Here is a 15,864-nt window from a genome sequence, read left to right as displayed (position 1 = left end):
AAACATTTCAAAATAACTACTTGGCTTAACGCAGTCATTGCACTGATTTTATACTTTCTTAACTTACAAAGAAAAATGACAGAAAGATTTCTGCCATATATTAACCATTTATTTTTCGATTTAAGAAGGCACCAGTCTGTTCATTCGCATATAAAGTGAAACAGTAGGAGGTTTGTTTTATCCCCCACGGATGGTTCGTACCACACGGCTATGACCTAAAGCTTTGAATCAATCGGACATTTACTGGCAGGCGATCCCCTACTTCCCCATAGTGGTATCTTGCGTACGGGTATTACTGCCAGTTATATGTAGGATAAAGAAAAAGGGGAGATGTTCTTCATCCCCACTAATCCTAGCTGCATCACCCACTTCAACTTCTTTTAATTCTACTTTGGTTTATAGCGAAGGTGGTAGGCTTACAGGTTGCTCACTGTGATAAACTAGGTTTCCTATTCTCTTTCAGAAAATGCTCCAGTAGAATGACTTTACCATTTTCAAGTCTAGACGCCTCAGCGGCAAAAGCAATGAGATGACTCTCCAATGATTTCGTTGCAGAGGTCTTGCTTATATTGATTTCTCCATCAAAGCTTCTTACTTCTCGAAGGAAATCACGCACGATTCCTTCATCACCACCACCGTGACCACTTACAGGCTTGCTTAAATGAATAACTGTTTCATGTTTGGACAAAAAGTCATAAATTGAAATCTTATTTTCATCCATCTTCCCTCTAATTTCACCTTTCGTTCCCATAATTTGCACAATTCTAGTTTGCTCTCTTGTAAAAGCAGACATACTAAACGTAGCTGTGGCTCCATTTACGAATTCTAAATTAACAACTTGATGATCCACCACATTATTGTCAGATTGATACACACATTTCCCATAAGGAGTTGTTTCCAATGCACGTATAATTCCTTCTCGAGTATGGTCCGTCGTAAATTTCTTCGCCCAGCCCTTTCCTTCACCTAAGTAATAATTTCCAGCATGGAAGGGACATTCATTCTCAACCGGACAACCGTCCAAGCATCTTTCTGGAGCTCCATGTGGTTTATTTCCTTCATGAAAATGCATGAGTGAACCGAAAGAGCTTATATGCTTACATGGCTGATCCATTAAGTACATTAATATATCCATATCATGACAAGACTTTTGCAAAATCATTGGGCTAGAATGGTTACTATTATTCCAATTTCCTCTAACAAAACTATGAGACATATGCATAATTTCTACATTCTCATTCAATTGAATAGAAGCAATATCTCCAATCGTTCCTTCATCAATCACTCGCTTTATCGTTGACCAAAAATTTGTGTATCTAAGTACATGGCAAATTGTCAGCAACCTATTATGCTGTCTCGCTTTTCTTTCCATTTCAATACACTCTGCAGGATCTGGAGACATCGGCTTCTCCAATAAAATATGGTATCCTTTTTCAATCGCCTTTATCGTCGGTTTAAAATGTTGTCGATCCAGTGTACATATGAAGGCAACATCTGCTTCTATATTTGCTTCAAGTAATTCTTCCCACGAAGAGAAGCACTTATCTTCCGAAATATGATGCGTATCGGCAATAGATTTTCTTTTATCTTTGTTTAACTCAGCGACTGCGACAATATCTAATTCATGCGGATAATTTATTGCATAAGGAGCATATGCTTTAGCTCCTCTATCTCCTGCCCCAATTAGAACCGCTTTTATTTTTCGCACTGTGATCGCCCCTCTCCTCCTACAAATGATTTCGATTATTTAAGATAACATTACCCTTTTCGCCCTGATAGAGCGATACCTTCAACAAATGCCTTTTGGAATAACATAAAGATGATGATTAACGGCCAAGATGCTAAAAACGTTCCAGCCATTAATACGGGATAATTCGTACTATATTGCCCTTGTAATGAAGCTAACCCTGCTGATAAAGGCATCTTATCAGGAGAGCTATTAACAATTAACGGCCATAGAAAATCATTCCATGACCAGAGTATCGTAAAGATAGCAAGAGCAATTAACCCTGGTTTAGCTAATGGTAACATAATCCTCCAATAGATTTGGAAATGATTACAGCCATCTATCTTCGCAGCCTCTTCTAATTCATCTGGCATCGTCATAAAAAATTGCCGTAATAAAAACGTTCCAAAAGCACTAAATAATCCTGGAAGAACGAGGGCTGTTAATGTGTTTAACAAATCTAGATTAGCTATAATTTGGTACTGTGGTATTAAAAAAGCCTGTGGAGGTATCATTAATACAGACAAATATAAAATAAAAAAGAAATTTCTTCCTGGGAACTTAATACGCGCAAATGCGTATGCTGCTAAAGAACATAAGAATAACTGTCCAATCGTTTTAATAATAGTTGTAATAAAAGTATTCCAATAGAATCCAGCAAAAGGAAATGAGTCAAATATCTCTTTATAATTGCTCCACTGAAAGACTTCTGGAAATATTTTTGGCGGAATTTGCGCTGCTTCCCCAACTGTTTTCAATGAGGTTAATATCATCCATAAAAACGGACCAATCATTAATATTGCACCACATAGTAATAATAAGTGGATGACTAGTTTCCGAGATTTACTGACATTTTCCATACAAACACCTTCTTTCTACTCATAATGAACCCAGCGTTTTTGTAATCTAAATTGAATGATTGTTAATACGAGAATGATAATAAACAACACAAAAGCAATTGCCGCTGCAATACCTTTCTCTCCAATAACAAATGCATAATGATAGAACAAGTAAATAACGGATTGAGCACTGTCAATTGCTGGATTGGTTGGGCTGACCATCATAAATATAAAATCGAATACTTGAAAAGCAGAAATAAATGAAATAACAGCAACAAAAAAGATCGTTGGTGAAAGTAAAGGCAACGTAATCTTAAAGAATGAGTATATAGGACTAGCCCCGTCTAAAGACGCTGCTTCATATAGAGACTTTGGTATTCCTTGTAATCCAGATAATAAGATAACCATATTTGTTCCTATCGCGCTCCAGGTTCCTACTATAATGATGGATATTAAAACCCAATTAGGATCCGTGAGCCAGCTAGGACCGTCAATAGAAAACCATTCAAGCATATGATTAATAATTCCATAGTCTGCATTATATAACCATTTCCAAATCATCCCTATTGCTGCTGGCATTGTGACAACCGGAAGAAAAAACAATGTACGATATATAGTAAGACCCTTTATCTTTTGATTTAGCAATACAGCTATTACGATCGAAATAGCAATACTAAATGGAACCATTACAAACGCATAAACAAGCGTATTTCTAAATGAATACCATATTTGCGGATCATCGAACATGTCTTTATAATTTTGTAAGCCTGACCAGCTGTAATTACCAAAATCTCCCCAATCATTGAAGCTATAATAGAATGTTTGAAAGACAGGGAAAATATAAAAGATTAGTAAGCCCAATAATGTTGGTGCAATAAATAAATAACCCCAGAAAATATCATTCTTTTTTAGTGTCGACATCTGGCGTGTCGCTACCTTAGTATCCTTCATATATAATCACCTCGATGTACTGAGCTTAATATATTACTCACTTGCTAGAACTTCTTCCATCTGTTTATCTATTTTTTCACTTGCTTCTTCTACAGTTATTTGACCAGACCAAGCCTTAGCTAGATTATCCTGTATAATTGTGGACCATTTGGAAGTATCCTTGGACACAGGGTAAGGTTCTGCGACCTCAGCCATATCTAAAAATACTTGTAAATTAAAATTAGGGGTCGATTTTGTCCAAGCATCTTGTGTGCCTTCATATGCAGGAATAATTCCTGATTCCGCTTGCATAACAGCGGCTTTCTCTGAACTTAGGAACGTTACAAACTTCCAAGCTGCATCTTTGTTTTCTGAGTTCTTAGCTATGACGTTTCCTAATCCATGGATTACATTTGAGCGCTTTTGCATTTCTGGTAAAAGGGCTACATCAGCATGCTCGTTCGTATATTCATTTGCTTTAAATTGTGGAATCATATACGAAGCTTGAAACATCATCGCAACCTTTCCTGATTCAAACATACTTGTTGCATCTGTTGTTTCCATTTGGGCATGTGTCGGTGAAACCTTATGTTTGTGAATTAAATCATAATATTTTTGAATACCATCTATCGTATTTGGATCATCGAAACCCGATTCTGTCTTATCTTCAGAAATAATATAACCACCATTTGCTAGAATAGTATTAAAATAACTAGCTTGCGCATCTTGAATAAAGGCGGCAATGCCATAGATATCTTTATCTGGGTTTGTTAGTGCTTTGGCAGCTTCCACGAGATCATCCCATTTCCATGCCTCATTCGGATAATCAATCCCTGCTTCATCAAAAAGTTTTTTATTATACCATAATCCAACAGTGTCATAGTCTTTAGGTAGCGCATAGGTCTTATCCTCATATTGATATAGACCTAGCAGTCCTTTAGGATATGGAGACAAATCTAGCTCATCATCCTTGATACGATTATTTATCGGTTCAAGCATCTCATTGGAAGCATATTTTACAAAGTTCGGCCCATTCATCCAAAAAACATCCGGTAAGCTTCCACCTGTTGCAGCAGCATCTAATTTTGTAAAATATTGATCATATGGAGTTAATTCCAATTTCACCTGAATATTCGGATAATCTTTGTTAAACGCTTTCACAATATCCTTTAACATATCCTCTTGATTCTTATCCCAGTATGCATATTTAATTGTTGCTTTCCCATCAGCGCTAGCACCCTCATCATTCGAGGAACATGCCCCTAACGTAAATACGAGAAAAATAATCAATACTACATAAAATTTTTTCATCTTGTCACCTTCCTATAGCAATTTGTAAAAGACCTAGCTTCGCTTGCTTTTCCACCTCCTACTAAATGTTAGGTCTTTAAAAAGTGAAATTTTGTTCAGGAGTTGTATTACTGCACATTACATTCTCCCAACTGCAAAGTGCAGCGCCAATCACACCTGAATCTCCCTTTAATTTGCTCCCGGTAATTCGCCCAAGCGCTTCTTTTTGCTCAGAGATTAAAAACGGACCAATATTTTGTTTAATTAAATCTAGTAGAAATGGATGATGATTTATAACTCCCCCACCAAGTACAATTTGATGTGGATCTAATAAACTAATAATCGAATAAATACCTTGAGAAATCGCAGGAATAACCTCATCCATAACATCGCTAGCTAACTTATCCCCAGCAATATACGCCTGAAAAAAGTCTTGTGTTGATGTAATGGAATTCCCCATTCTCTCTCTAGCAAGCTTATATATAGCAGGCCCAGATGCTGCATTTTCTAAAGTGGTTAGTTGTCCATCAACACCTGTAATAGGACACAAGCCAATTTCTCCAGCAAATCCTTCTCCTCTCAAAAAGGATCCATTTTGGATAATAGAGCATGAAATTCCAGTACTGATCGTTACATACACACAAGTGGAATTCGGTGCTACATTTAACTTCTTCCACTCCGCATAGGCTGCCATGTAAACATCGTTATCGATAACAATATGATGAATAGAGAATGCCTCTCTAAGTCTATTAACTAATGGAAAATCAATCCAAGGTAAATTATTTTGGTAAACAGCTATCCCGTTTAAACGATCTACCTTCCCTGGAACCCCTACTCCCATTGCTTTAATTTGTGAGATAGATAGATTTGCTTTTTTTAACACCTGATCAATACAAGTAACTACTTGTTTAAACATACTTTCCGAATTATTCGTATTACTACTCACTTTTGATCGATACAAAATAACACCCTGTTCATCCACAATCACAGCAGCAATTTTTGTACCTCCAATATCAACTCCTATTGAGAAACCCAACGTTTGTCACCTCATGTCTACATTCCTAAATTCCTAAATTTTAGTAAATTAATTATTAAATATTTACTAATTGTTTTTAATACTAGCATAGCGAATTTTGAATGTCTATAATTTTTGAAAAATTATAGACTGAATACCTTCTTCTTATTTCCGATTCTAGTAAAAGGAGGAGAAACATAAGAAAACGCTCGTCACTAGCGACTGTAGCCAGTCAACGGAGATAAAGGAGCTTTTCAGCCGATAATACTTATCGTAGGACAATTCGTGAAATCGCCTAGTTTCTGGACGCTGGAGCTGTACACGGCTCAACACGCCCATATTTATCCACATGGACGAATTTTTAATTTTCTAGACTACGAAAAGAGCAACCCTATGAGGCCGCAGCTCACAAGGTTGCCCTTTTGATTACAATCATTCAATGGTGTTGTTAAAAATGAACAGTTTGATAAAGTGAAACAGTTATATGCGGGATAAAGTGAAACTTCCATCCGTGGGGAGTGTGTTTATCCCCCACGGATGGTTAGCTGAACCAATCGGACATTTACTGGCAGTTGATACCCTTCTTATCCATATTGGCTTCTCTTTATTGCTTGAAGTGGAATCTTACTGCCAGTTATATGCGGGATAAAGTGAAACTTCCATCCAGCTTTTACTGAAACAAATACGTACAAAGGCTTAAATCGCCACGTCCTGTAGCAACGCCTTTGTGACCTACTTCCATGTAGGCCCGAACCAATCGGACATTTACTGGCAGTTGATACCACCTCTTATCCATATTGGTTTCTCTTTGGGATAAACGATCCATCATATTACTGGGTCAAATATTTCGGTGAGTAGCAATGATACAGCCCCTAAAATCGTCGCATCACTTCCTAGCTTTGTTACAGCTACCTTTGTTTCTTTAGCATCTTGGGTTAGTGCACAGCGTTTTATCCTCTCATGGATAGCAGGTAAGATAAAGGATGCACTATTCATCACCCCACCACCTAATATAATTTTCTCTGGGTTAATCATATGAATTAAATTGGTTAAACCGACACCGATGCAATCACCAGTTTCTTTTAAAACATCTATATAAATTTGATTTCCAGCCTTAGCCAGTTCAAAAACACTTTCTCCAGTCAATTTAAACGAGGCTGACTGACCATTCTGACTTAGCCTTCTATGTGCACGTTCAGCAATAGCAGGACCAGTGGCAAATGTTTGCAAGCAACCACGATTACCGCACTCGCAAATATCACCATTAATATCAATGGTCATATGACCAATTTCTCCGGCAATATCCTGTGCACCGTGGAATAACTTCCCTTCCGTTACGATGCCTGCACCTACACCTCTTCCCAAATTAACAGCAACCATACTGTCTAAATCACCGTGACCTCCAAACCATGCCTCACCTAAGGCCATTGCACGTGCGTCATTTTCCACTTTAACCATGACATGGAACTCTTGCTCAAGCATTTCCTTTATTGGTATATGTGTTAGATTAAGGTTTGGAGCGAATAACGAGGTTCCTGTTTCAACGTTTACCACCCCGTGCATCGCTACTCCAATCCCCATAATTTCCTCTATATCCTTATTCGTTTGACGAAGTACTTGATGAATGCATTCCTTTAAATAAGAGAGAAAAGCATCATTAGTTACAGGTAAATCAAGTGTATACGAATGCCTTGCTTGAATTCTACCAGCAAGGTCTGCAACAATGCATTCTATCTGTTCTGGTCCTGCATCAACACCTAAAATATAAAAAGCTGTTTTATTAATATGAAGCATCGTCGGTTTCCTGCCACCCATGGACTGACCACGATTACTTTCCAATACAATTTGCTGATCAATTAACTCCTTTACAATACTACTGACAGTTGGTGGAGTTAGTTTCGTATCCTTGGCAATCTGCGCCCTAGAGATTGGCTCAAATTTCCTTATTTTATTTAAAATGATTGACTTGTTTACTGATTTCATCAGTTTAAATGTACCTCGTTGCATAGCATCCTCCGAATAATAATAACGTTGTCTCTATTGTATCATGGAGCAACTATTGATAAAGTGAAACTTCCATCCGTGTGGGGTGTGTTTACCCCCCACGAAGTTACGGACATTTACTGGCAGTTGATCCCCCTCTTATCCATAGTGGCTTCACTTTATCCCTTGAAGCTGGGGACTTACTGCCAGCCATGAATTGCTTTTGAACAATTTTTTTATTATACCTCAAGCTGTTCCTTCGCTTTCGTTATATCACTAATTTCCTTTGTTGAATACACAGATAGTTTTAGCTCAAACGAAAAAGATTCAAATTTACAACGATATTTTTCTAACTGATTTTGCCCACAGGAATTAGAACCTAACCCATTTTGCTTATGATCTAAGTGAAGCACAATGTATGGCCTCTTCTCTAAATCAATCGTATGATTAGCATGTTCTAAATCGTTTATCTCATAATAACTCGCATTAAAATCAAAGGTCGACTGCGTACCTACTGCCATGATAGCGACACCGTCATGATCGACAAAACGCACCCATCGTGTATCTGTTCGATTTCCATTCTCCTGTGGATAAACATAATTAGTAAATAATTTACTAACCGAACGTTCGTATACTCCTATTTGATTGGCTTGTTTAGAGTCACTATATGACTCACCAGGACCTCTTCCATACCAACGAGTAGTATCACAATCTTTATTAAGCCGCATTTCTACACCAATTCTAGGTATCATTTTTGGTGCGTTTTCGATTATTCCACTAGGCGTACCTGAAACCTGATACAACATATCTCCATTAGGATAAATGTGATATTGATACATGCATTCATAATACCAAGCAGAATTCGTTGTCCCATTTACTGTTTTAACAGTAATAATTATTGTATTGTCAGTACGTTTATATTGAACTTCCTCCACTACCTCATGCCATAAATGCATAAAATATTTTTCTTTGTAGTCCTTTAATATATGCATATCATTATCGATAGGAGCCCGCCAAAACTGTAATTTAGGACCTTTTTCAACAATAGCAAGGCCATTTTTCTTCCATGAAATCATTTGACCATTCACTTTATCAAAAATGATCTCAACCTCACTATTAATAATTTCTATTGTGTGCTGCGTTTCCTTTAACGTTAAAGCACCCTTTGGCAAAATAGGCTTTGTTTTTTCTACTGTAATTGGCAGCTTAAATTGGGCAGTTGCAAGCTCATGCCCCTTTGCACTCCAAGTGAAATCTCGGTTGGTCAGATATAATAATGTTAGGTAATATTCCGTACCAGGTTCTTTATAAAAGTTAAAATCAAGATCTAGTATAATTTCCTCCGCTGTTCTTGCTGGAATAGGAGGTAATGCACAAGTCCTAGCATGCAGTGCTTCTCCATCCCGCTCAATCGCATAATGTAATGTGACATGGTTTAATGATATAAAGTCGTACCTGTTCTCTACTTTTATCCTACCTTGATTCAGTTCAACAGCAGTCGTATCTATAGGCTCAATTATTTTTTTATACTCTACTAATGCTGGAGAAGGTGTACGATCAGGCATTAATAGACCATCGATGCAAAAGTTCTCATTCGTTGGATCATCTCCAAAATCTCCACCATACCGGTAATATTTGCTACCGTTTTCATCGACCGTTTCAATCCCATGATCATACCATTCCCAAATAAACCCACCTTGTAGATGCTCATATTTATTTATAAGCTCCTGATACTCTTTCAATCCTCCAGGACCATTACCCATCGCATGACCGTATTCACAATGGATATGTGGTTTTTTAGTTGTTTCAGCAATAGCTTGCATGGTTTTTCTTCCTTCTGGTGGATTTTCAAGCCATGTATACATGGTAGAATATACATCCGTTACTTCTGCTTTGCTATCACCTTCATAATGGACTAAACGCGTTGAATCTATATCTTTACAGTGTTTGGCCATTACTTTAAAATTATGACCGAATCCTGATTCATTACCTAATGACCACATGATTATCGATGGATGGTTCTTATCTCTATGCACCATTCGTATTAATCTATCTACATACATATCTTCCCATAACGGATCATCAGAGATCCAATTAAAATTATTCGTTAATTCAAAACCATGACACTCGAGATCTGCTTCATCAACTACATAGATCCCATACGTATCACATAATGTATATAGATATGGGTGGTTTGGATAATGTGCTGTACGAATCGCATTGATATTATGTTGCTTCATTAGGCGAATATCTTGTAGCATATCCTCTTTTGAGACCACTCTACCGGTAGCTGGATGGAAATCATGACGGTTTACTCCCTTTAGCTTAATTGCTACACCATTTACCGTAAACGTTTTCCCTTTGATTTCAATGTGTCGAAATCCAATTTGCTGTGGGATTACCTCGATCACTTGATCATCCAGTAGAACCGTTAAGTGTAACGTATATAAGTAGGGAGATTCTGCACTCCACAGCTCAGGTTGAGGAATTATTTCCTTAATTATAAATCTTTCACCAATACATTGATTTCCTAAAGCAACCGTTTCCTGCTGGTCATTTACTAGTTCATATTGTATGCGAATATTTTCTTGCCAGCCACGAATACTTCCACTCACTAATAATTCTCCCTTGGAAAATTGATCTTTTACGTTAGTTTCTACTTTAAAATCCTCTATTCCTGATTTAGGTTGCGTATATAGTTCAACATCTCTAAAGATTCCACTTAACCACCACATATCCTGATCTTCTAAATACGTACCATCAGACCATTGGTATACACGGACTGTTATTTCATTTTTTCCGTCCATCACATAAGGAGTAATCGTAAACTCTGATGTCATACGAGCACCTTTACTATAGCCTACCATCTCCCCATTTATCCAAATATGAAAGGCTGAATCAACTCCATGAAAGCGCAAAATCACATCATCTTTTAACCAAGTTGTATCAATTGAAAATTTCCGATGATAAATACCAGTCGGATTATCAGATGGTACATACGGCGGGCGAATGGGAAAATGATACCACACATCAGAGTAATGCATCTTACCATAACCTTCCATTTGCCAATTGCTTGGAACCTGTATAGAATCCCAACTGCTCCGATCATGATTAATTTGCTCAAAGCCTACTGGTGAGTATTCAGGGGCAGATAGAAAAAGAAAGTCCCATAACCCATTTAAGCTTTTAAAATGATGCGTATACTCTGGGTCTCCATCTATAGCTGTCTGTTTATTTGGATAAGAATAAAAAAAAGCTCGCGGTTTCATTCTATTTTGATCAGTAATTGTAATATCTTCCCACTCTTTATACATTCTCATTATTTCCCCTCCTATATAAAGTTAGCTATCCTTAGAGACGTTTACCACTTTTCTTTTCTGTCCTTTGTAATTTACTGCAATTATTCCAGTAGCTACAAGTATCAATGCTCCCATGATAAAGATGTTTAATGACTCCCCAGGGATAAACATCGCAGACAAGATCGCTCCTGAAACGGGGGTAATAAATTTAAACATACTTATCTCGCCAGCCTTATTAAATTTCAGAATAGAGTACCAGAGGCCAAAAGCGACAGCAGAAAGCAGTGCGGAGTAAATAAAAAGCATCCACCCAAGTGGTGTAAACGTTATCGCATTTTCTTGCAACTGCGGAATACCAATCACTAGCATAAGACCTGCCCCTATCGTTAACTGCCAACCAGTTAACGCAAAAGGATGGATACCGATAGCAAGCTCCTTTGCCATAATCGTCCCTATGGCGCTTGTTAAAGCTGCCAATATCATATATCCCTCTCCCGTTACCTGAAAAGTGAGTTTAAGCTCTTCCCCCCAGTTAGCAACAATAATCCCTGCAAATCCTGCCATAAGCCCTACTGTTTTCTTCCAATTGATACGGTCATTTGTATAAAAGAAATGGGCTAAGACAACCGTAAAAAAAGTACCACTTGATAGTAAAATAGCTCCTTGCATACCAGAAACTTCTGCTAACCCATTATAAAAAAAGAAATACTGTAAACTAGTTTGAAGAATTCCGAAGATTACTAGAAAAAGAATCTGTCGCTTCGTAACGAATAATTTCTTAGGATTAGAAAAAATTAATCCCACTAAAAGAATTAGACCTGCTAATAAAAAGCGCATTCCAGCAAAAACAATCTTAGCAATTGTGTCATCTTTAGCCATTTGTAATTCTTCATAGCTTACTTTCAATACTGGAAATGCACTCCCCCATAAAATGGAACAAAAAATAGCAATACATACGACAACCCATTTTCTTTTAAGCATACTATCCATTTTATGTCATCTCCTATGTTGTTTTGTAGAATAAAGTGAAACTTCAATTAGTTGGGGGATGTTTATCACCCACTGATGGTTCGTACCACAAGGGTATGACCTAAAGACCTTTGAACAAATCGGACATTTACTGGCAGCTGATCCCGCACTTATCGATATTGGTTTCACGTTATTCCTTGAAGTGGGGTCTTACTGCCAGTTATATGCAGGGAAAAGTTACCTAGAAATCATTAAAGAGATGGCTTCTCTGTTTCTTTATTCACATATTCATGTGCCAAGATAAGAAACACACTTGACGTCCACGTAAATGCTCGATCTCGTAAGCCTTCTCCCGATACAGCATTAAAATTTTCTGCCATTCCATGTTTTAATGCCATATTACAGAATTTATGAGCTAGGTCTCTAGCAAACGCTTCTTCCCCTGATTCCATTAATCCATCAATAAGCAACATGGTGGAAGGTGCCCAAATAGGTCCACGCCAATAACCGTCCTCTAAATAATATGGGCTCTGCAAGCTTTCAGTAGCAAGGCCATGTTCCGTTAAAAACCGGTTTTCATCCTTCAACCCTTCAATTAATCTCAATCGGATTTGTTTTGGAAGTCGCTTTGCTAGAATAATTGGCATAAATAACAATAAACTATCACCAGAACGCACATTTTCACCTGCGAGCTTTGCGACAAACTGCTCACCATCCCAAAAATAGGCTAACATATCGGTTAAAAGTTGATCTGCCTGCTTCTTCCATTTTTCGTAGTCCATTTGGAAATGTAAGCGATTAGCTATTTCTGCCAATGTTTCCATTTGTAAAATTAAAAATGCACAAAGATCTGGACTTTCGATAGGTATCCCTTGATGAAACAATGTACTATTATCCCAGCCACTATCATTACCATGTTGATATTCTGGAAATCCATTGTTATCAACATCACGTTCTTTAAAGAACCAACTGGTCCACTGTTTTAATGGTTGATAAATCTCAGCTAAATTTTCTTTTGATAATTCATTTGAATGTTTTAACATCCATGCCAACGTCCACCCATGAATTGGTGGTTTACTGCAATTCCAATAAGCAAATTGATCATTCATAAAATCTGGCAAAAGGCCGTTTTTTGCTTGTACATCAAAAAATATCATGAATTGATCCCAAGCTAACTTCGGATTCTTTTTGACTAAAGCCATTGCATTAAAGCAATGATCCCAGCTCCAAATATTTGTCATCCAATTCTTTGACATATACATCGCTGACCTTGGTAAATATCCCTCTTGTTTAACAACACAGGACCATGTTATGTAAGCAGCAAGTTGTCTTCCAGCTTCATATTCCGCCGGTACCGGCAACGTGTTTTCCAACCATTTTTTGTATTCGTCATTTACGTGATCAAGGGCTGTTTCAAACGTCGGATAATCGTTTTTTTGTTCATAGATTGTAAGAAACTCTTCAATAATTCCTTCTACAGTACCATTGTCTTCTCTAGGATGAAAATCTGCAATCACATAAGAACTACCATTTATATCCCAAGGCGCACTTACATCTAACTCCCCAATAAAGGGAGTTAACATAAATCGAATGCTTTGTGAAAAAACATTCACTTGCCAGCTTCGCGCTTGATAATAAAAAGCATTATCATAAGCATTTGTAACAAGAGATAACCGTAAACCAACTTGTTCCCCATAAATACGCAGACAATGAGCTTCTGAATAAATTAATCGAACTACTCCTTCTTCCGCTTGAAGGCAGAGGCAAGTCTCCGCTGCAATTGCATTAAAAGGTATACAATGTCCATTTTTCGTCACATCTAATTTAAATAAAGCGCCGACATCGTCATCACCACCTCTGATTGTACGTAAATAAATTCCTTCCGAACGATAGTCATTTTTAGGTAAATAGGAAATACTAAGATAAGAGCCAAATCGGCTAAAGGATATATGTTTAAGATTTATATTCAACGATATCTTCTCCTCACATTTAATCTTCTATCCTATTTTACTTTACAGATCCGGATATACCTTCGATAAAATAACGTTGCATTACTATAAATATTAAAATTACAGGCAAGAGGGATATCGATGCTCCAGCTGCCATCCCTGTCCAATCCGTTTGATATTTACCAACAAATGAGAGCATACCCACTGCCAAAGTTCGTAAATCTGGATTATTTAATGTCAAAACGAGTGGAATTAAAAAAGAGCTCCAAGTCCAAATAAATTGCATAATTACAGCAGTAGCTATAACTGGCTTCGCAGAAGGAAGAATGATTTTAAAAAATGTTTTTAGAAAACCACTTCCATCTATAGCTGCAGCTTCTTCGATTTCTTTAGGCACGCGAGAAAAAAATGCTGCAAATAATAGAATAAAAAGCACGTGCGCCCCACTGGACTCTGCAAGAACTACACCGAATAACGTGTTAGATAATCCTAAAAACTTCATTAATTCATAAAGCGGAATGATTGTATACCCTGTAGGAATGAACATCAGCGCTCCGATAATAACGATCATTGTCTTTCTACCAGGAAAATCCACTCGCCCAAGCGCATATCCTGTTAAACAGCTTAATAAAACTACTATAGTTACAGTACCTAAAGTGATGACTACAGAATTTAAAAAGTACCCAGAGAAATTGGCAACATCCCATGCTCTAGTGTAGTTCTCCCAGTTCAACGTCTCTGGTATGGGATTAATTCCAGAAGTTAAAAAAGATGCATTGGTTTTTAATGAAGAAGATATCATCCAGATAAAAGGGTATATCCAGATAAAACCAAATAGGATTAAAAAGATATGGATTATTCCCCAAGTTATTTTTGAACGCATTACTTCTCCACCTCAACTTTCAATCCATTTTTATTTTTATGTCTATTGACCTTCATAACTACCCAACCAAGTAATAAACTTATTATGAATACTGTCATGCCTAATATCACACCAACTGTAGAGGCATAACCAACCTGAGATGGACCCTCTGAAGCAAACGCGAATCGATAAATATATAACTCTAAAGTTTCGGTGGAAAAGAACGGACCACCATTTGTTAATGTTTTTACTAGGTCAAATACACGCATACTGCTAACAGTTGTAAGTAATAATATCGTGGCTCCAACTGGTGCCAACATAGGTAACGTAATATAACGTAATGTTTGCCAATGTCCTGCACCATCAATTTTTGCAGCTTCATATAACTCTTTAGGAATCATCTGTAAACCTGTTAGCCAATAAATCATGATAATTCCTATTTCTTTCCAAGATCCAACAATGATAAGAACGATCATAGCTGTAAATGGATTAACTAACCAAGGTATAGCTTGGTCGATCACACCGACCATCACGAGTACTTGGTTGATTAAACCTTGATTACCAAAGATATTTTTCATAATAATCCCAACGATAGCTGTTGTTGTTACGACAGGAAGGAAATAGATGGTTCGATAAATAGTTCTTCCCTTCAGATTTGGACTATTTAATATTAAAGCAAGTATTAAAGCAACAGATACGGAAATAGTGGTAAAGCCAGATGTATAAATAAACGTATTTTTAAATGCATTCCAAAATTTTTCTTCAGTAAACACATTTTTATAATTATCGAATCCAATAAAATCAGTCAGTGGTCCTATACCAGACCAATCATAAAAGGAGTACACATAGCTCATAATAATGGGATAAAGAGATAAGCCCAAAAACACAATTACTTGTGGCAAGATAAATAAATACGCCCATATATATCGTTTCTTTGTATGCTTACTTATCGTCTGCTTTGCTATTTTGTTCATACAAATTCTCTCCTAATCAAACAAGCTC

Annotated in this window: 12 protein-coding genes; all 12 read right to left on the bottom strand. The window is 37.1% G+C overall.

All coding sequences use genetic code 11. The features are described from left to right. Positions 1-427: 427 nt before the first annotated feature. On the bottom strand, positions 428-1,708 hold the full coding sequence (locus ABDZ84_RS04680; protein ID WP_026679626.1) for a Gfo/Idh/MocA family protein: 1,281 nt from the start codon (positions 1,706-1,708) through the stop codon (positions 428-430). A 50-nt stretch (positions 1,709-1,758) separates the two neighbouring features. Beyond that, positions 1,759-2,586, bottom strand: coding sequence for a carbohydrate ABC transporter permease (locus tag ABDZ84_RS04675; RefSeq protein ID WP_026679627.1), 828 nt, complete (start codon positions 2,584-2,586; stop codon positions 1,759-1,761). A gap of 15 nt (positions 2,587-2,601) precedes the next feature. Next, on the bottom strand, positions 2,602-3,516 hold the full coding sequence (locus ABDZ84_RS04670) for a carbohydrate ABC transporter permease (protein WP_026679628.1): 915 nt from the start codon (positions 3,514-3,516) through the stop codon (positions 2,602-2,604). Positions 3,517-3,549: 33 nt separating this feature from the next. Further along, positions 3,550-4,806, bottom strand: a complete 1,257-nt coding sequence (locus tag ABDZ84_RS04665; protein ID WP_026679629.1) for an ABC transporter substrate-binding protein — start codon at positions 4,804-4,806, stop codon at positions 3,550-3,552. A 76-nt stretch (positions 4,807-4,882) separates the two neighbouring features. Next, positions 4,883-5,821, bottom strand: coding sequence for an ROK family protein (locus ABDZ84_RS04660; protein WP_051388219.1), 939 nt, complete (start codon positions 5,819-5,821; stop codon positions 4,883-4,885). Positions 5,822-6,470: 649 nt separating this feature from the next. After that, complete coding sequence (locus tag ABDZ84_RS04655) at positions 6,471-6,596, bottom strand: hypothetical protein (RefSeq protein ID WP_256365762.1); 126 nt, start codon at positions 6,594-6,596, stop codon at positions 6,471-6,473. Positions 6,597-6,625: 29 nt separating this feature from the next. Beyond that, entirely contained in the window at positions 6,626-7,807 is a 1,182-nt protein-coding gene (locus ABDZ84_RS04650; RefSeq protein ID WP_026682522.1) for an ROK family transcriptional regulator, read from the bottom strand. Between the two features lie 215 nt (positions 7,808-8,022). Continuing rightward, complete coding sequence (gene ebgA / locus ABDZ84_RS04645; RefSeq protein WP_343780346.1) at positions 8,023-11,103, bottom strand: beta-galactosidase subunit alpha; 3,081 nt, start codon at positions 11,101-11,103, stop codon at positions 8,023-8,025. A 21-nt stretch (positions 11,104-11,124) separates the two neighbouring features. Further along, the gene (locus ABDZ84_RS04640; RefSeq protein WP_121603849.1) at positions 11,125-12,072 is read right to left on the bottom strand and encodes a DMT family transporter; all 948 of its coding nucleotides are present in this window, start codon (positions 12,070-12,072) and stop codon (positions 11,125-11,127) included. Between the two features lie 230 nt (positions 12,073-12,302). Next, entirely contained in the window at positions 12,303-14,021 is a 1,719-nt protein-coding gene (locus ABDZ84_RS04635) for an amylo-alpha-1,6-glucosidase (protein ID WP_026682525.1), read from the bottom strand. A 37-nt stretch (positions 14,022-14,058) separates the two neighbouring features. After that, the gene (locus ABDZ84_RS04630) at positions 14,059-14,883 is read right to left on the bottom strand and encodes a carbohydrate ABC transporter permease (protein ID WP_026682526.1); all 825 of its coding nucleotides are present in this window, start codon (positions 14,881-14,883) and stop codon (positions 14,059-14,061) included. Beyond that, positions 14,883-15,836: a carbohydrate ABC transporter permease gene (locus tag ABDZ84_RS04625; protein ID WP_051388431.1), complete on the bottom strand. Its 954-nt coding sequence runs from the start codon at positions 15,834-15,836 to the stop codon at positions 14,883-14,885. Before ABDZ84_RS04625 ends, ABDZ84_RS04630 begins: the two co-directional genes overlap by 1 nt. Positions 15,837-15,864 lie beyond the last annotated feature (28 nt).

Origin of the sequence: Virgibacillus salarius (assembly GCF_039521925.1) — a bacterium.
GTDB classification, from domain to species: domain Bacteria; phylum Bacillota; class Bacilli; order Bacillales; family Amphibacillaceae; genus Virgibacillus; species Virgibacillus salarius.
This window is presented reverse-complemented; position numbering and strand designations above follow the sequence as displayed.